Source organism: Amycolatopsis sp. AA4, from assembly GCF_002796545.1.
Classification (GTDB): domain Bacteria; phylum Actinomycetota; class Actinomycetes; order Mycobacteriales; family Pseudonocardiaceae; genus Amycolatopsis.
Genome location: NZ_CP024894.1, coordinates 8615641 through 8632039 on the forward strand (window position 1 = coordinate 8615641; position 16399 = coordinate 8632039).

Genomic DNA, 16399 nt, shown 5'->3' on the forward strand with positions numbered 1-16399 from the left:
GCGTTCCTCACACGCGTACAACGTCCTGACATGGGAGCATGGAACCTGTGGTGAGCCCTGCTGAAATTCCGACCGCTGAAGTCCGCGACCTGCCCGCGGACGTGGCCCTGCTCGACGTCCGCGAGGACGACGAATGGGCCGCCGGGCACGCCCCCGCCGCGGTGCACATCCCGCTCGGCGAACTGCCCGCGAGGGTCGGCGAACTCGCCGAATTCCCCGAGGACAACCCGGTCTACGTCATCTGCCGCTCCGGCGGCCGCTCGGCGCGCGCCGCCGCCTGGCTGAACGCGAGCGGCTGGGACGCGGTCAACGTCGCGGGCGGAATGGGCGCCTGGGCCCGCGAGGGCCGCCGCATGGTGAGCGAAACCCCCGGCGCCGAACCCGAGGTTCTCTGACGGATGCCCGCCCAGTCCGTTCCCGAGCCGCCGGAATCCTCGGATCCGGCGTCGTTCGTTCCTGGCTTCGGCCCGGGCGAAGGGGACGCTTCCCGGCCGGTCGATGCTGGGCACGGCGGGGCTGGGCACGGGTCTCCGGCAGGGGCCGGTTCTGGCCAAGGAGCCGGGTCCGCGGGGTTTCCATCGGCTGGTGGAGCGGCCTCAGGCTGGGTTGGCCCCGGGTCTGCTGCTGCCGGAGCTGGACCGGGCGAAGCCGCTTCTGGTCCGGGTGCAGGTCAGGCTGGGCCTGCTTCAGGCTGGCCCGCGCCGCAGTTCGGCGCGCAGTCGTATCCCGCTCAGCCCGGCAGCGCGCCCGCTGGGCCGACGGGCTTCGCTCAGCCAGGAGCACCGCCGCAACCGGGCGCGCAGCCGGCTCCCGGCCAGCACGGCGGAGTCGCGGGGCCCGGGCAGCCGGGGCACTGGGCACCGCAAGCCGGGGCCGCGCATCATCCGGTGCAGCACTTCGCCAATCCGTACCACCCGCAGGCCTACCCGCGTCCGTTCACCGCGGCTCCGCAGGGGGCGATCCACCGGCCCGCCCCGCAGCAACCGCAGCCGAGTCCGCCGAAGCGCGCGGCCAAGCTGCGCTGGGTCGCCACCCCGCCGCCGAGTGCCGTCCGTCGTCGCCGCGCCGTGCCCGCGACGCCCTACTCCGGGCCGCCGTCCTATCCGGTGCCGCCGCGCTGGGGCTTCCCGAACCTGACGTGGCGCCGTCCGACGAATGTGCCGGGCACCGCGTCCGGCGAGATCCGGCCGATCGACCGCATTCCGGTGCTCGCGCGCAGCCTCGCCACGATTCTCTGGACGTTCGCCGTCCTCGCCGTGATCGCGGCGGGAGCGGAGATCTGGCGGTACGCGCTACTGGTGGAAAGCCGGGATTCCGCGCTGAACAGCGGCGTCGTGGGGTTCTCCGACGCGTTCGTCATGCTCGCCGGGCTGCTCACCACGATCTTTTCGCTGCTCCCGGCCGGACTCTCGGTCTGGTGGCTGCTGGTCGCCCGGCAAGCCGCCGCCGACGAGGCCGGGGAAGCGCCGCCGCGGCCGGTGTGGCAGGTGCTCGTGGGCGTGCTGGTGCCGATCGTGAACCTGGCGCTTGCGTTGTCCGTGGTCAGCGAGCTGGAGCACGCCGTGCTCCGTCGTTCCCGGGACAAGCGGCCGAAGCCCTCGCGGCTCGTGCTCGGCTGGTGGGGCGCGTGGGTGGCGAACTGGATCCTGCTGATCGTCACGATCATCTGGCGGATCCGGCCGGGCGTGCAGGCGATGGCGGACAGCGTCCTGCTGGTCGCGTTCACCGACCTCGCCGCGGCCACGCTCGCGATCGTGACCGCGCTGGTGATCCGGCGGTTCTCGCACCTGCTGATGCCGATCGCCCCGGAACGCCTGCGCGACTTCCGCGTCCTCAAGATCGAGGGCGCGCCGGAGCCGGAGCTGCGGACCGCGCGTCCGGTCGGCGCCGCGCGTTAAAAGTCGCCGAGCGCCGGTTCCAGCTGGCCGAACGCGACCGCCGCGGAATCCCGGATCTGCTTCACCAGTTCGTCGCGCTTGACGTCCTGCCAGGTCAGCTGCCAGACGTCGGCGAGAAGTAGCCGCAGCACTGACGTGAGGTGCGCGCCGGCCGTCCGCGCCAGCAGGTCGCGGTCCGGATGCCGGTCGTACAGCGCGGCGGCGAGCTGGATTTCCCGGTCGACGTGCATATCCCGGAGCGCGGACGTGAGCCGTTCGCTCTGCCGCACCATCCGCACGAAGGACACGTCCGCGAACCCGAGCATCGGGCCCGCCTTGTCCAGTTCCGCGAAGCAGCCGTCCCGCACGGCGACCAGCGCCGGGATTTCCGGCGCGGCCCGGACCAGGTTCGCCGGCCAGTCCACGAAGTCGTTCCGGATGTCGAAGACCAGGTCTTCCTTTCGGCTGAAGTGATTCGTCACGGTCATCTTGGCGACCCGTGCCGCCTCCGCGACGTCGGCGATCGTCACCTGGTCGAACCCGTGCCGGATGAACAGCCGCGTCGCCACCGACGAGATCGCCTGCCGTGTCTCCAGCTTCTTCTGCTCCCTGAGGCTCACCCGGCCAGTGTACTAGGTCCGACCTAAATTTGTGCTTGACCTATTCACTAGGTTAGACCTAATCTCAGGTTCGACCTAATGAAGGGGGGTGTCGCGATGACCACGCGGGTTCCGGACGCACCGGTCTCCGATTCCGGGCTTCGCCGGCTCGGCGGGGTGCTGATCCTGGGCGCGGTGCTGTCGATCCTCGACGCGACGATCGTGTCGGTCGGGATCGGCGTGATGGCGCGGGACCTGGACAGTTCGCTGCCGACCGTGCAGTGGGTGACCAGCGCGTACTTGCTGGCCGCTTCGCTCACCATTCCGCTGTCCGGCTGGCTCTCCGACCGGTTCGGCGGCCGTCGGGTGTGGCTCGCGGCCGTCGGGCTGTTCACGCTGGGGACGGTGCTGTGCGGGTTCGCCTGGTCGGCTCCGGCACTGATCGCGTTCCGCGTACTGCACGGCCTCGGCGGCGGGCTCATGCAACCGGTCGGCCAGGCGATTTTCGCGCAGGCGGCCGGTCCTCGGCTGGGCCGGATGATCGTCGTCGTCACGCTGCCCGCGACCGTCGCGCCGGTGCTCGGCCCGATGCTCGGCGGCGCGCTTGTCCAGGATCTCGGCTGGCGCTGGCTGTTCTTCGGGATCGTGCCGTTCGGCGTCGCCACCTTTTTGCTCGCCGTCCGGGTGCTGCCGCGCGAGGAGCCCGCCGGCGCGCGCGATCCGCTCGACGTCCGGGGCCTCCTGTTGCTCCCGCCGGGACTCGGCGCGCTCGGTTACGGACTAGGCGAAGGTTCCCCCGCGTTCGCCCTCGCCGGTGCCGTGCTGCTGCTCGCTTACGCCTGGCACGCCCGTCGTGCGCAAGCGCCGTTGCTCGACCTGAAGTTGTTCGCGCACAAGGCTTTTGCCGTCGCGAGTGCGAGCACCTTCTTGCTGGGCGCGTCGCTGTACAGCTCGATGTTGCTGCTTCCGCTTTATTACCAGCAGATCCAGCACATGTCCGCCCTCACCGCCGGACTCCTGCTCGCGCCACAGGCACTGGGCTCCGCCGTCGTCCTCATCGCAGGCGGAAAGCTGTTGGCCCGCTTCGGTTCGCGAACAGTCATGCTCACGGGCATCGCGTTGTCGCTCATCGGCACGATCGCCTTCACTCAACTCGGCGATTCCCCGAGCCCGACCCTGTTGACAGTTTCGCTGCTGATCCGTGGGTTCGGCCTAGGCGCGACGACCACGCCCGGCATGACGATGCTCTACACCTCCCTGGAACGCAGCCGGATCCCGCGGGCAGCAAGCGCGATCAATGTCGTCAACCGCATCGGCGGCTCGCTGGGCACGGCGGTGCTGGTGGCTGTCCTGCACGCGCAACCACCAGGTGCCGCCGCGTTCGGCACGACGTTCACCTGGGCACTCGGCCTTTCCCTGCTGAGCTTTGTCCCCGCCTTCTTCTTCCCGAAAGGAACCCGCGCATGACGCTCCGCCTCCTCGCCGTGCACGCCCATCCCGACGACGAATCGAGCAAAGGCACCGCGACCCTGGCCCGCTACGCGGCCGAAGGCGTCGACGTCCTGGTAGCCACCTGCACCGGCGGCGAACGCGGCGATGTGCTCAACCCAACTTTGGACCGGGAGGACGTCCGACGGGATTTGCCCGCCATCCGCCGCCGGGAAATGGCCGACGCGGCACGGATTCTCAGCATTCGCCAGACGTTCCTCGGCCATGTGGACTCCGGCTTGTCGGAACCGTCCCCGCCCGGGAGCTTCGCGCAGATCCCCTTGGCTGAAGCGGCAAAACCACTGCTGGAGCTGATGCGGAAATTCCGTCCACAGGTAGTGGTGACCTATGACGAGACCGGCGGTTATCCACACCCCGACCACATCCGCACGCACGAGGTCACGACCGCTGCGTTCGACGAATCCGACGACGGCACCCCGCGCAAGCTCTACTACCTCGCCACCCTCAGCCGGTCTTGGTTCTCAGCGATGCACGAAGCGACCCTTGCCGCTGGGGAAGAGTCGTTGATGGGCCCAGTCCTGGAGGAGCTGCCGTCGACCGACGTGCTCACCGTGACCGCTCGCATCCGCTGCGAAGAACACTTCGCGACCCGGGATGCCGCGTTGCGCGCGCATGCCACGCAGATGGACCCGGCGCACCCGTTTTTCGCCCACTCGCGCGAGATCGAACGAAAGACCTGGCCCTGGGAGGACTACCACCTGGCCCGCACCACCGGCCCCGTCGAAATCAGCCCCGGATTGGAGGACGACCTGTTCGCAGGCTTGCGCTGAGACCGAGGCCAGGTCACCGTTCGGTGCGGCGGTGCGGCGGTGCGGCGGTGCGGCGGTGCGGCGGTGCGGCGGTGCGGCGGTGCGGCGGTGCGGCGGTGCGGCGGTGCGGCGGTGCGGCGGAAGCGAGACCGCAGCAAAATCATCCATTGTGGACAAGCCACCGCATCTCCCACCCCGACCCGAGGCCGCCGCGATTATGCAGCACACCAGCCGAATCCGAGCAGCCTCAGGCGGTCACCGGCAAAGTCCGCAACCCCCGGATCACGAACTCCGGCCTCCGCTCCGGCTCGGCGGCCAGCCGGAGGTCCGGGAGCCGCTCAGTCAACGCCGTCAGCGCGGCCGCGATTTCCACCCGGGCCAACGGCGCCCCGACGCAGTAATGGATCCCCATCCCGAACCCGAGGTGCGCGTTCGGCGAGCGGCCTACGTCCAGGGTGTCCGGGGCATCGAACACCTTCGGATCGCGAGCCGCAGCGCCCAGCAGTGCGCCGATCTTCGCGCCCTTCTCGACGCGATAACCCGCGATTTCCACGTCCTCGGTCGCTGTGCGCTCGAACAACTGCAGCGGCGAGTCGAAGCGGATCAGTTCTTCCACCGCCGAGTCCAGCAACGTTGGGTCGGACCTAAGCCGTTCCCATTCCGTGCGGTGGGTGAGCAGCGCGGTCACTCCGTTGCCGATCACGTTCACCGTCGCCTCATGCCCGGCCATCAGCAGCAACACCGCGGTGGCGACGACCTCGTCCGGCGTCAGTTCGCTCGCGGTCAGGTCCCGGACGATGCCGCGCGGGGAGTCGGCGACGACCTCGCGCAGGTACGCCACGAAATCGGCCGCGGCTTGCTCGGCGGCGTCGCGGCCGTCTTCGGACAGGCCGTATTCGTACATCTTCACGATGGCGTTGCTCCACGTCACCAGCTGCGAGCCGTCCGACGTCGGGACGCCGAGCAGTTCGGCGATGACCGCGACGGGCAGTGGTTGCGCGAGGTGTTCGAGGAGGTCCGCGCTGCCGTCGGCGGCGATTTTCGCGGCCAGAGTGTCCACCATGGACTCGGCGAGTTCCGCGACCATCGGACGCAACCGCTGCACGTGCCCCCGGCCGAATTCGCCCGCGATGACGCGGCGCAGGCGGGTGTGCGCGGGCGGTTCGTTCTCTAGCAACGAGTTGCGGTGCAACAGGTTGAACGACGCGAACCGTTCGAGCGGCTGCGCGTCGGTCCAGATCCGGCCTAGTCCGCGGTGCCGGAGGACGGCGGCGGACGCGGCGTGCGAAACCGTGATCGCGATGCCGAGGCCGTCGTGGTGGTGCACCTCGCCTTCGGTGCGCAGCGCGGCGAACGCGGGATACGGGTCGGCGAGGAAGGCGGGATCGCGAGGGTCGAACACGAGTCGACTCTAACCCGCGAGCCTGGGCGGCCGGTCGCTTCGATAGCGTCTGACCCCGAGTTCCCGAGGAGGCTGAAATGGGTAAGGGCGCGCGTAAGAAGGGTCCCAAGCCGGACCGCAAGCCGAAGGTGCGCGACGTCTTCGTCGGCCAGCCGTTCGAGGGCCTGGCGGCGGAGCCGGAGCTGATCGCGCTGCGCGAGTTCGTCCCGTCGGCCACGGCGAAGCTGACGCTCGCCGACGGCGGCGACGTCACGCTCGGCACGGTGCTGCCCATGGCCGCCGCGGCGTTCGTCCGTTCGGACGGCGAGCGCTTCCTCGGCCTGCAGGTCCAGACGCGGTCCTCCGACATCAGCCGCGACCTCGGCCGTGCGCTCCGCTGGCTGCTCGACGCCGAACCGGGCGACGTGCTGTCGGTGCCGGACACGACGTCGCCCACCGACCCGGACGAGCACAACCGGCTCCAGGACCTGCTCGTGCCGAGCGCGGAACTGGAGGTCGAACTCCACACCGACTTCGCGTGGTGGCTTCCCGAGGACGCGGACGCGACCGGCGACGTCGCGGTCTCCCTCGAGCGCGCGAACGCCGCGATCATGCCCACCGATCGGCTGGGCTCCGGCGCCTACTGGGTGCTCGCCGGCGAGAAGGCGCACCTGCGCTGGGTCCGCCCGGAACCGGAGAACCTGCTGCTGCAAGCGCTTGCGCGGCTGTCCGCGGCGGGCACGCTCGGGCTCGGCGAGGGCACCCGGTACGCCGGGTCGTTCCGCGCGCACGGCCTCCTCGTCCCGGTGTGGGACCTCGACCCCGAGGCGCACGCCCGGGAATGGGCCGAGCCCAAGGACCAGCTCGGCGCCCGGCTGGACGAGGCGCTCAAATCGCTCGACTCCGAGCCGCTCAACGCCGCCGAGCGGCGCGCCCGCGACGGGCTGATCGGCCGCCAGCTCACCATCCGCTGAGTTGTCCACCTGTGGACAACTCAGGCCGAGTTGTCCACAGGTGGGACGATCCTCGCGTGATCCTCCACATCTGCACCCGCGACGAGTGGGCCGCGGTGCCCGCCGACGGCGAATACCGCGCGTCCTCGCTCGACGACGCCGGATTCATCCACTGCTCGGACCCGGGCACGGTCGCCCTGCCCGCCAACGCGCTCTACCGCGGGCGATCCGGCCTGGTCCTGCTGGAAATCGACCCCACGCTGGTCGACGCGCCCGTGCGCTGGGAGGACGGCGCCCCGCCGGACCCGCGCGGAATCCTGTTCCCGCACATCTACGGCCCGATCCCGCGAAACGCTGTGGTCTCGGTACACGATTTCCCCACTGACGCGGACGGCTCCCTGCGGCTGCCCGAGTCGCTTTCCGTGCGCTGACCTCAGTTGTCCACAGCTACGGAAAGTAGCGACGGAGACGGGACAACCCTCGGGGGCGCTCATGCGTGGTGGGGATGACGAGGAACCGTCGCTGGACGCGGTCATCCGGGGAGGGGGCGATACGGTGACGGCAGCCGCATTGCCCCTCGCGAGCGGAGATCAGCCCTGGGCGGGCTCCCCGGCGGAAGCCGTCAACACCATCACGGACTTCGGCGACTTCGTGCGCGAGGCCCTGCCCGGACTGCTCCGCTACGGCCACGTGCTCACCGGGAACCCGCACGACGCGGCGGACCTCGTCCAGACCGTGCTCGAGAAGATCGGCGCGCGCTGGTCGTACGTGCAGCAGAAGACCGGCGACCCGCTGGCGTACGTGCGGCGTTCGATGGCGAACGCGCACGTCAGCCGCTGGCGCCGGACGCGCCGGGAGAACCTTGTCGCGGACCTGCCCGACACCAGCCCGTGCGCGCCGAAGGATCCGTTCGAGCACGAACCGCTGTGGCAGGCGCTGCGCGACCTCCCGCCGCGGCAGCGCACGGTGATGGTGTTGCGGTACTACGAAGGACTGTCCGAAGTGGAAATCGCGAAGGCGCTGGACATCAGTCAGGGGACGGTGAAAAGCCAAGCGAGCAAGGCGATCGCGTCCTTGCGGGCGAAACTGAGGAACCAGGAAGGAGGCGACGCCGGGTGAGCCAGCCCGACGATCTGGAACAGCGGCTCCGCGCCCTCCTCGCCGACGACCGGCTGGCCGTCGAACCCGCCGAGGACGCCGCGTCGGCCATCGTGGCGGGCGCGCGCAGGCGGCGGCGCAGGCAGCGGATCCTGACGTCCGCGGCCGGGGCGGCGTGCGTCCTCGCGGTGGCGTCGGCCGGAGTGGTGGCGATCCAGTTGCGCACCCAGCCCGCGAGCACCGACGTCGCCGCCCGGCCGGTCGCGTCGACCCAGCCCACGCTGCCTTCTTCGGTGCCCGAACCGCCGTCGAGCGCCGAATCGACGCAGGTCCCAGCGTCGTCCGTGCCGATGGAGACCAGCGTGGCCGACCCGCCGGTGCTGCCCGCGCATCCGCACCGCACGAAGCCGGCCCCGCCGTCGACCACGCCGACGAAGGCCGTGTCCGGCGCGCTGGTGACCGCGGACGGCCTGGGCGCGGTGAAGCTCGGCATGACCGAGCAGCAGCTCGCGGACCAGGGCATGAAGCTCACGACGGTCAAGGAGTCGGCGGGGTGCACGTACTACGACGTCAGCGGTGCCGGCGTACCCGCGGCGACGGCCGTCGTGTCGGCCGATAAGGGCGTGGTCGCGGTGAAGCCCGACGGGGCCGCGCACACGCCGGAAGGCGTCGGCGACGGAACGCCGAAGGACCAGGTCACCGCGACCTATCCGGGTACGTCGGAGTCGGGGAGTGCGCTCGTGTCGCCGACCGGTGACCAGGGGGCGTATCACTTCACGCTGAATTCGGACGGGGCGGTTCAGGGCGTCGAGGTCCGGGCGAAGACGCAGGACTGCACCGGCTGAAAAATTTCCGCGGTCCGATGTCGATCTGGCTCCGCGCCGCTCGTGTAGCGGGTGACGGGCCGGTCGGCGGCCCGCGGAAGCGGAAGGACCTCCCCGATGCGTTCGATCAGCGTCACCCTGAGCAGCACCCTCGACGGCGTCGTCCAAGGGCTCGGCCGCCGCGACGAGGACACTCGCGGCGGGTTCGACCTAGGCGGCTGGGGCAACGGCTACCGCGACGACGTGATGGCCCGCGAGATGGGCAAGGGCATGAGCCGGCCGGGGGACATGCTGTTCGGCCGGCGCACCTGGGAGGACTTCGCCACGGCGTGGGGGCCGCGGACGGACGGGAATCCGTACACCGCGCACCTGAACGCGGCCACGAAGTACGTCGTCTCCACGACGCTGGAAAACGCGGACGCCTGGCAGAACTCGGTGCTGCTGCGCGGCTCCGCGGTGGAGACTGTGGCGGAGCTGAAAGCCTTGCCCGGCAAGGATCTTTCGATCATCGGCAGCGTTTCGCTCGTGCGTGCGCTGCACGCCGCCGGGCTGGTCGACAGCTACACGTTCCTGATCCATCCGCTGACGCTCGGCCGCGGCGCGCGGCTGTTCGAGGGACCGGCTCCGCTGGCCGAGTTCTCGCTCGCCGGAAGCGTCGCGACCACCACCGGCGTGCTCATCGCGCGGTACGAGCGGCGCTGAAGTTATCCACATGGGGAAGCCCGGTTGTCCACAGTGGGGACAACCGGGCTTCCGCGCTGGCCTTGAGCGTTACAGCGCGCCGCCCGCGACCGGGGGCATGCCGGCGTCCGCGCCGGCGTCGCCGACGGCCTCGCGGTGCAGGAACTTCTCGATCTCGTAGACGTTGTCACCCGCGCGGCGCGCGACCGTGGCGAGCGTCGACATCTGGGAGATCTCCTCGACCTGCTCCTTGAGGAACCACTGGACGAACTGCTCGCTGATGTAGTCCTCCTCGGCCCGGGCGGCCTTCGCGAGCGCGGAGATGTCGGCGGCGACCTCCTTCTCCTGCTCCAGCGCGAGCTCGATCAACTCGAGCGGGGCGGAGAACTCGTTGCGGACCTCGCCGGTGCCGGGGATCTCGACGTGGTGGTCGCGGTCGAGCATGTACTGGACGAGCGCCATCGCGTGATTGCGCTCTTCCACCGACTGCTTGTAGAAGTGCTTCGCGAGCTGCGGCAGGTCCTCGTTGTCGAACCAGACCGCGAGCGCGATGTACTGCTGGGAGGCGTTGAACTCGTTGTGAATCTGCGCCTGCAGCAGTTCGTAGAACTTGGAGCGCGGTTCTTTCTTCGTGAGGGCCATGTCCGTCACGGTACGTCAATCGCGCATTGTTTTCCACTTTTGGCTGGTGATCTCCACCCTATTAGGGTTACCATTCCTCAAGAAGGAAACACTTATTTTGGTTAGCCTTCCCTTAATGTGTTTGCCCTTATTAAGGAAAGGCTAACTTCTCTCTCGACGTCCCGGTGGCTCGACTGCTCAGTGCCGCTTCGGCGGGGGATCGCGGCGCACCGGACACGACATGCAGCGCGGCCCGCCGCGGCCGGACCCCAGTTCGGACCCGGTGATCGGCAGCACCTCGATGCCCGCCGCGGTGAGCCGTTCGTTGGTCTCCGCGTTCCGTTCGTACCCCACGACCACGCCCGGGGCCAGCGCCAGCGTGTTGTTGCCGTCGTCCCACTGCTCGCGCTCGGCGGTGACCGGGTCGAGGCCGGTGTCGATCACCCGCAGCCGGTCGATCTCCATCGCTTCCGCGGCGGCTTCGAGGAAGGGCGTCGGGCCGGCCACTTTCACGCCGCCGTCGCCGGTCGGCTTGATAGTGAACGCGGTCAGGGAATCGCGGGCGAGCGGATACATCACGACGGCGTCGACATCGACCATCGTGCACACCGTGTCGAGATGCATCGTCGCGCGCGATTGTTCAATGGGAACCGCGAGAACGGTATGCGCGAGTCCGTCGGCGAATACGGAACGGGCCAGCGATTCGGCGCCGGCCGGAGTCGTCCGTTCGCCGACGCCGATCGCGACGACCCCGGGGGCCAGCAGCATCACGTCCCCGCCTTCGATCGGCGCGGAATGCGCGCCGTAAGCGCGGGCGGCGTGGCGGAATCGCGGATGGTAGGCGTAAATGAGGTCGAGCAGCGCCGTTTCGCGCCGCCGCGCGGGCATGGTCAGCGACGAGATCGCGACGCGGTCGCCGATCCACGCGGACGAATCGCGGGTGAAGAGCAGGTTCGGCAGCGGATCGACGGCGAAATCGCGCGGATGGTGCATCATCCGCACCAGAGACGCGCCCTCGGCGGACGGAAGCTCCTCGAAGGTCATGCCCGCCATCAGGACTTCGGCGAGCGCGGGCGCGTCCACGCTCGTGAGGTGCGACCTCAGCGAATCCGCGAGGTCGCTGCCGAGCCGCCGGTCGTCCACCGCGGCGTGCACCCCGGCGGCGTGCGCGCGCTGGTCTTCCAGCGCGGTGCGGAGAACGTCGGCCAGCAGCAGCACCTCGACGCCGCGGCCGCGCAGGACTTCGGCGAACGCGTCGTGCTCCTGCTGTGCCCGGCTCACCCACGGGATGGAGTCGAAAAGGAGCTTGTCGTTGTTGCGGGGCGTGAGCCGTTTCAGCTCGTTTCCCGGCCGGTGCAACAGGACTGCCCGAAGCGGCCCGACTTCGCTGTCCACCCGGGGAGGTGCGGTCATCTCGCTCGTCTCGCTCACGAAACGGAGCCTAATGAGCGGGCCTCACGGGAGCCAGGAAAGACGGCCTTTCAGCAACGAATAGCCGACGAAGGACACCACATCGAACAAAGTATGCGCGGCGATGAGCGGCCACAGCCGGTTGGTCCGCTGCCACACGCGGCCGAACACCAGGCCCATCACGAGGTTGCCGACGAACCCGCCGAACCCCTGGTAGAGGTGGTAGGAACCGCGCAGTACCGCCGCGCCGAAGAGCGACGCGTTCTCGCGTACGCCGAGTTGCCGCAGCCGCGTGAGCAGATAGCCGATCACGAGCACTTCCTCGGCGAAAGCGTTGCCGAACGCGGAAAGCGTCAGCGCGATCGGCCGCCACCACGTATCGCCCAAAGTGGACGGTTGCACCGCGAGGCTGAAGCCGAGGTGATACGAGATGAAGTACAGCGCGAGCCCGGGAATGCCGATCAGCGCGGCGATTCCGACGGTGATGAGCGCGTCGGAACGGATCCGGCGGCTCAGGCCGATTTCGCGGAGTTTCAGCCCGGCCCGCCACAGCAGGTACAGCCCGAGCCCGCCCCAGCCGACCAGTTGCGCGGCGCTCAGCAGCTGCTGGAGCAGGTCCAGCAGGCTCGCCGCGGCGCGCGGGACGTTGAGCTGCACTTGCTGCTGCGCCAACGGGGTCGGCCGCAGCAGAGAGTCCACAAGGGACAGCAGACTGCGCGCACCGGACAGCCCGAGGGTGATGCCGAAAACGAGGACCAGCTCGATCTTGACCGCCCGCCGCTCGCCCGGATCGGCGAGCTGGGCCGGGAACGCCGGAAGTGCCGGGTTGAGCCAGGATCGCAGGCGCGACGGCCCTCCGGAACGCTCTGTGGTGCGCATGAACGCACGCTACCGTCGGGGTATGCCGAGGACTATCGCCACCAACACGAAGGTCGAGCGCGCCGAACTGGTCGCGTTCCTGAAGCCGCGTCACCGCGCGATCCTGGTGACCACCCGCGCCGACGGGCGGCCCCAGCTGTCCCCGAACACCTGCGGCGTCGACGACGAGGGCCGCATCGTCATCGCGACCTATCCGAAGCGCGCGAAGGCGGTCAACCTCCGGCGCGAGCCGAAGGTGTCTGTCTGCGTGCTGTCGGACGAGTGGAACGGGCCGTGGGTGCAGGTCGACGGGACCGCGGAGGTGCTCGACCTGCCGGATTCGGTCGAGCCGCTGGTCGACTACTTCCGCAGCATTTCCGGCGAGCATCCGGACTGGGACGAGTACCGCGAGGCGATGCGCAAGCAGGGCAAGAGCCTGATCCGGATCACGATCGACCGGTGGGGACCGATCGCGACCGGCGGCTTCCCTCCGGAGCTGGCGGACTGAGGTCCGTGAAGGGGCTCCTTGAGGGAATCTAATTCCCTCAAGGAGCCCTTCACGGACGGTCAGGCCTCGCCGTGCTGGTGGCGCAGGAACGGGCAGCCGAGCAGCCGCCGCAGTTCCGCGGCCAGCTGCGGCGGGCTGTCGACCGTCCGGGAGAACGCGAGGCGGACGTCGTGGTCGCCCGCCGTCGATTCGACGCGCAGGCGCAGGCCGTACCGGTCGAGGCCGAGCGGGCGGATCCGGCCGCCGCGCAGGTCCGCGGGCAGGTGCCGGGCCAGCTGTTCCACCACGTCCGGATGGTCGCTTTCCAGGTGCCGCAGCCATTCCGCCTCGTAGTCGTGGAACGGGTCCGGCGGGGCCGCGCTGAACATGTGCGGCCGGAGCGAATGCGTGCCCTCCGCGTCGGCGAGGACCAGCGACGCCGGGGTCAGCCGGAGCAGGGTGAGGCCGTGGCCGACGTCGAGAAGCCGGTGGTCCGGCCGCTGTTCGGCGATCGACACCGCACGCGCGCGGGCCGACACGTCCGTCAGCGGCCGGAGCCAGCCGGTGATCCACAGCAGGCCGCGGACCGGTTCCCGCAGCGCCACCGGGGCGTGGTCGGCGAGCTCGACCATGACGGCGAGCTCGCCGCGCTGAGCCTGCCGGGACGCGGACACCATCGGGTGCTCGTCCGGCAGAAGAATGCTGACGCTTCCGCTGTGGTGCACGTGATGCAGGACCGGCTCGACGCGTGCGGCCTCGCAGCCGGCGCTGTCGACGGTCGGCATGATCGTCGCCGGGCCGCCGCGGGTCGCGATCGTCTTGGCGCGTTCGGCGGGGTTCGGCGCGGGCGGGCGGCGCACGGATACGGGTGCCTCGGTCACGGGCTCACCTCCTACTTAGGTGAGCCTAACCTGAATTGCCGCGCCAAGGGAAGAGCGCGCGAGAAGATCACCCACGGGACGGGAAAGTGCTGGTCAGCGGATCGGCGGAAGAACGGGGCCGAGCGGATGCGGCCGTGGGGGCCGGTTGATCCGCTCTCGAAAAGGTCTCGAGACGCGTCCGCAGAGCGAACGATTTTGTCCCCTTGCCGTACGCTACTAGCGTGTCAGTCGTGTCAAGCGCTGTGGAACTCACGCCCCCCGGCCCCCGTGGAATTCCTCCCCTGTTCGCGCGGCTCGTCGACGACTCGGCGCTCTTCCCGCCCGCGGACGTCGCGATGCCGGAGGCGCTGCGCGCGCACTTCGAATCGCGCAGCGGGGAACACGCCGGGGTGCTCGGGGTTTTCCTGTGCCAGGCCTCGCGGCTGCCGGAGCTGATCACCGAGCTGATCAAGATCAAGCCCAAGGAGCCGCTGCCGCTGTCGCTGATCATCGACACCGGGCTCGGCGGCGTTCCGAAGGCGATCTCGATCGTCGAATCGCGCAGCGAGCTGCTGTCGCTGCGGATGGTGGAGATGCCCGCCCCGTCCGACGTCGACGAGGTGTGGCTCGAACGCGTTTCGGAGTTCGTGCCCGAGGACGTCATCCGGGTCGTCGAACCGCGGCGCGGCGTCGGCTGGCTCGACGGCGTGCGCAACGTGATCGAGCACGGCAGCTGGCCGAAGATCCGCTGCGGCGGCAAGGCCGGGGAGAACTTCCCCAGCGTGGACGAGGTCGCCGACTTCCTGTCCGTGGTCAGCGGCTCGCCGGGGGCGTCGTTCAAGGCGACGAACAGCCTGCACCGCGCGGTCCGGCACGTCGACCCGGAGACCGGATTCACGCACCACGGCTTCCTGAACCTGCTCGTCGCGTCGGCGCGCTGCCTCTCCGGCGGCGACGTCCGCGCGGCGCTGGAATCGACCGACGGCAAGGCGCTCGCGGACGAAGCCCGCGCGTTGCCGGAGCCGGCCGCGAAGGCCGTGCGGGAGCTTTTCGGGTCGTACGCGGCGGCGTCGTTCGCGGAGCCGGTGGCCGACCTGGGTGAACTCGAGCTGCTGTGAGCAGGGAGGGGTCGCTGACCCTCGACCGCGGTCTGGCGCTGCTGCAGGCGGTGGCCGATTCGGGCGAGCAGGCGGCGACTATCTCCGAACTCGCGGTGGCCATCGGCGCGAGCCGCGCGGCGGTGTACCGGCTGCTGGTGCCGCTGGCCGAACGCGGCCTGATCTGGCGAGACGGCACGAAGGTGCGGCTCGGCGTCGGAGTGCTGCGGCTGGCCGGTCAGGTGCTGCCACAGCTGCGCGAGGCTGCCCGGCCGGTGCTGCGCGAGCTGGCCGAGAAGGTCGGCGCGACGGCGCATCTGACGGTGGCGCAGGGCGATCACGCGCAGGCGGTCGCGGTGGTGGAGCCGTCGTGGACGAGCTATCACGTGGCGTACCGGGTCGGCAGCAGGCACGCGCTCGCCGCGGGTGCGGCCGGGCGGGCGATGGCGTTGCGGCCCGGCGGTACCGACCGGTGGGTCGCTTCGACCGGCGAGATCGAGGCTGGTGCTTCGGGCGTCGCCGCGCCGGTGCGCGGGGTGCCTGGGCTGCGGGCGAGCGTCGGGGTGATCTCGCTGGAGCCGCTGGTTTCGGACGAAGTCGGACCGTTGGCGGTGGAGGCGGCCGCGAAGCTCGCCGAGGTGCTGCGGTCCTAGCGGCGGGACGCGGCGACCAGCGGCCGGACCATGGTCAGCAGGAGCGCCAGGTCGACGGTGAACAGCAGCCGCTCGAACAGCCCGAGCGTCACTTCCTGCTGTGCGGGCCCGGTGAGCAGGGTGAACACGAAGCCGCCCAGGACCACGGCCACGCTGGCGAAACTCGCGACGGCCAGCCGGCGGATCGTCGTGCGGCGCGGCTCCCACGGGCACGATCGGCCGCCGCGGCGGGTCAGCAGCCAGGCGGCCGTGGGGAGCGCGAGGAACGCGGTGAGGGCGGCGGCGTTGTGCAGCTGGCCGTCGAAGGAGCGGGCTTCGCCGTTGGGGTCGACGGGGACCGTCGCGCAGATCGTGAGACCGGCGCACCACACGCCGAGCAGGACAACGACGGCGGGCGAGCGGCGGGCTTTGACGAGTCCGGCCAGCAACGCCAGCGAGCCCAGCGCGAGCGCCAGGCACATGATCGCGAAAAGCCGCGCGGCCGAATGGTCGCCGAGCCTGCCGTAGACGTACTCCGAAAGCGTCTGCCAGATCGGGCTGATCTGCGCGGAGAGCCGCAGGTGCAGGTCCGTGGCGATGACCACGGCCGCCCCGATGCCGCCCAGCGCGAGCCTGCCGTGCACCGGCGACACCGGAGACACGGCGGCGCGGGAGGTGGTCGGCACGGGCGCTCCTCGGCGGTCATGGCGGAGGCCATGGCGTCACCTGGGGTTCACCTGGTCCTCGTTCGGGGGTTCCGAAG

Annotated in this window: 19 protein-coding genes; 12 read left to right on the top strand and 7 right to left on the bottom strand. The window is 70.2% G+C overall.

Going from position 1 to position 16399, the window contains the following annotated elements:
• Nucleotides 1–38: 38 nt before the first annotated feature.
• Together CU254_RS39945 and CU254_RS39950 are read left to right on the top strand one after the other, a co-directional pair.
• Entirely contained in the window at nt 39–395 is a 357-nt protein-coding gene (locus CU254_RS39945; protein ID WP_037718957.1) for a rhodanese-like domain-containing protein, read from the top strand.
• A 492-nt stretch (nt 396–887) separates the two neighbouring features.
• Nucleotides 888–1898, top strand: a complete 1011-nt coding sequence (locus tag CU254_RS39950; RefSeq protein WP_078561228.1) for a DUF4328 domain-containing protein — start codon at nt 888–890, stop codon at nt 1896–1898.
• Here CU254_RS39950 and CU254_RS39955 read toward each other — a convergent pair.
• Nucleotides 1895–2497, bottom strand: a complete 603-nt coding sequence (locus CU254_RS39955; RefSeq protein ID WP_009085739.1) for a TetR/AcrR family transcriptional regulator — start codon at nt 2495–2497, stop codon at nt 1895–1897. The two genes, CU254_RS39950 and CU254_RS39955, sit on opposite strands and share 4 nt — an antisense overlap.
• 96 nt (nt 2498–2593) lie before the next feature.
• Here CU254_RS39955 and CU254_RS39960 point away from each other — a divergent pair, with 96 nt between their 5' ends.
• Together CU254_RS39960 and mca are read left to right on the top strand one after the other, a co-directional pair.
• Nucleotides 2594–3943: an MDR family MFS transporter gene (locus CU254_RS39960; RefSeq protein WP_100266999.1), complete on the top strand. Its 1350-nt coding sequence runs from the start codon at nt 2594–2596 to the stop codon at nt 3941–3943.
• Nucleotides 3940–4755 (top strand): mycothiol conjugate amidase Mca, encoded by an 816-nt coding sequence (gene mca / locus CU254_RS39965; RefSeq protein ID WP_009085743.1) that lies wholly within the window; start codon nt 3940–3942, stop codon nt 4753–4755. The genes CU254_RS39960 and mca overlap by 4 nt, the downstream gene beginning before the upstream one ends.
• A gap of 226 nt (nt 4756–4981) precedes the next feature.
• Here the strand turns inward: mca and CU254_RS39970 are convergent, their stop codons facing one another.
• A complete protein-coding gene (locus CU254_RS39970) occupies nt 4982–6136 on the bottom strand; it encodes a cytochrome P450 (protein ID WP_009085744.1) in 1155 nt (384 codons plus the stop codon).
• A 77-nt stretch (nt 6137–6213) separates the two neighbouring features.
• On the opposite strand from CU254_RS39970, the gene CU254_RS39975 reads away from it, so the two are divergent.
• The 5 genes from CU254_RS39975 to CU254_RS39995 all read left to right on the top strand — a co-directional run bounded on the left by CU254_RS39975 (nt 6214) and on the right by CU254_RS39995 (nt 9692).
• Entirely contained in the window at nt 6214–7089 is an 876-nt protein-coding gene (locus CU254_RS39975) for a DUF5926 family protein (protein ID WP_009085745.1), read from the top strand.
• Between the two features lie 56 nt (nt 7090–7145).
• A complete protein-coding gene (locus CU254_RS39980) occupies nt 7146–7499 on the top strand; it encodes a DUF952 domain-containing protein (protein WP_037718960.1) in 354 nt (117 codons plus the stop codon).
• A gap of 124 nt (nt 7500–7623) precedes the next feature.
• A complete protein-coding gene (locus CU254_RS39985) occupies nt 7624–8187 on the top strand; it encodes a SigE family RNA polymerase sigma factor (protein WP_009085748.1) in 564 nt (187 codons plus the stop codon).
• Nucleotides 8184–9011: a hypothetical protein gene (locus CU254_RS39990; protein ID WP_009085750.1), complete on the top strand. Its 828-nt coding sequence runs from the start codon at nt 8184–8186 to the stop codon at nt 9009–9011. The genes CU254_RS39985 and CU254_RS39990 overlap by 4 nt, the downstream gene beginning before the upstream one ends.
• A 96-nt stretch (nt 9012–9107) precedes the next feature.
• The gene (locus CU254_RS39995; protein WP_009085752.1) at nt 9108–9692 is read left to right on the top strand and encodes a dihydrofolate reductase family protein; all 585 of its coding nucleotides are present in this window, start codon (nt 9108–9110) and stop codon (nt 9690–9692) included.
• Between the two features lie 69 nt (nt 9693–9761).
• Here the strand turns inward: CU254_RS39995 and CU254_RS40000 are convergent, their stop codons facing one another.
• The 3 genes from CU254_RS40000 to CU254_RS40010 form a co-directional block, all read right to left on the bottom strand.
• Nucleotides 9762–10313, bottom strand: a complete 552-nt coding sequence (locus CU254_RS40000; protein WP_009085753.1) for a ferritin — start codon at nt 10311–10313, stop codon at nt 9762–9764.
• A 177-nt stretch (nt 10314–10490) separates the two neighbouring features.
• Nucleotides 10491–11687 (bottom strand): arginine deiminase, encoded by a 1197-nt coding sequence (locus CU254_RS40005; RefSeq protein ID WP_009085755.1) that lies wholly within the window; start codon nt 11685–11687, stop codon nt 10491–10493.
• Between the two features lie 60 nt (nt 11688–11747).
• The gene (locus CU254_RS40010) at nt 11748–12581 is read right to left on the bottom strand and encodes a CPBP family intramembrane glutamic endopeptidase (RefSeq protein WP_009085756.1); all 834 of its coding nucleotides are present in this window, start codon (nt 12579–12581) and stop codon (nt 11748–11750) included.
• A gap of 22 nt (nt 12582–12603) precedes the next feature.
• On the opposite strand from CU254_RS40010, the gene CU254_RS40015 reads away from it, so the two are divergent.
• Complete coding sequence (locus CU254_RS40015) at nt 12604–13068, top strand: PPOX class F420-dependent oxidoreductase (protein ID WP_009085758.1); 465 nt, start codon at nt 12604–12606, stop codon at nt 13066–13068.
• Nucleotides 13069–13127: 59 nt separating this feature from the next.
• On the opposite strand, the gene CU254_RS40020 is transcribed toward CU254_RS40015, so the two are convergent.
• Nucleotides 13128–13928: a DUF2470 domain-containing protein gene (locus CU254_RS40020; RefSeq protein ID WP_037718962.1), complete on the bottom strand. Its 801-nt coding sequence runs from the start codon at nt 13926–13928 to the stop codon at nt 13128–13130.
• Nucleotides 13929–14170: 242 nt separating this feature from the next.
• Between CU254_RS40020 and CU254_RS40025 the strand changes: the two genes are divergently transcribed.
• Together CU254_RS40025 and CU254_RS40030 are read left to right on the top strand one after the other, a co-directional pair.
• A complete protein-coding gene (locus CU254_RS40025) occupies nt 14171–15025 on the top strand; it encodes a hypothetical protein (RefSeq protein WP_304597981.1) in 855 nt (284 codons plus the stop codon).
• Nucleotides 15022–15657 carry an IclR family transcriptional regulator gene (locus tag CU254_RS40030; RefSeq protein ID WP_009085764.1) on the top strand — a complete coding sequence of 212 codons (636 nt, stop codon included), beginning with the start codon at nt 15022–15024 and terminating at the stop codon, nt 15655–15657. Before CU254_RS40025 ends, CU254_RS40030 begins: the two co-directional genes overlap by 4 nt.
• Here CU254_RS40030 and CU254_RS40035 read toward each other — a convergent pair.
• On the bottom strand, nt 15654–16322 hold the full coding sequence (locus CU254_RS40035; RefSeq protein WP_009085766.1) for a DUF998 domain-containing protein: 669 nt from the start codon (nt 16320–16322) through the stop codon (nt 15654–15656). The two genes, CU254_RS40030 and CU254_RS40035, sit on opposite strands and share 4 nt — an antisense overlap.
• Nucleotides 16323–16399: the final 77 nt, after the last annotated feature.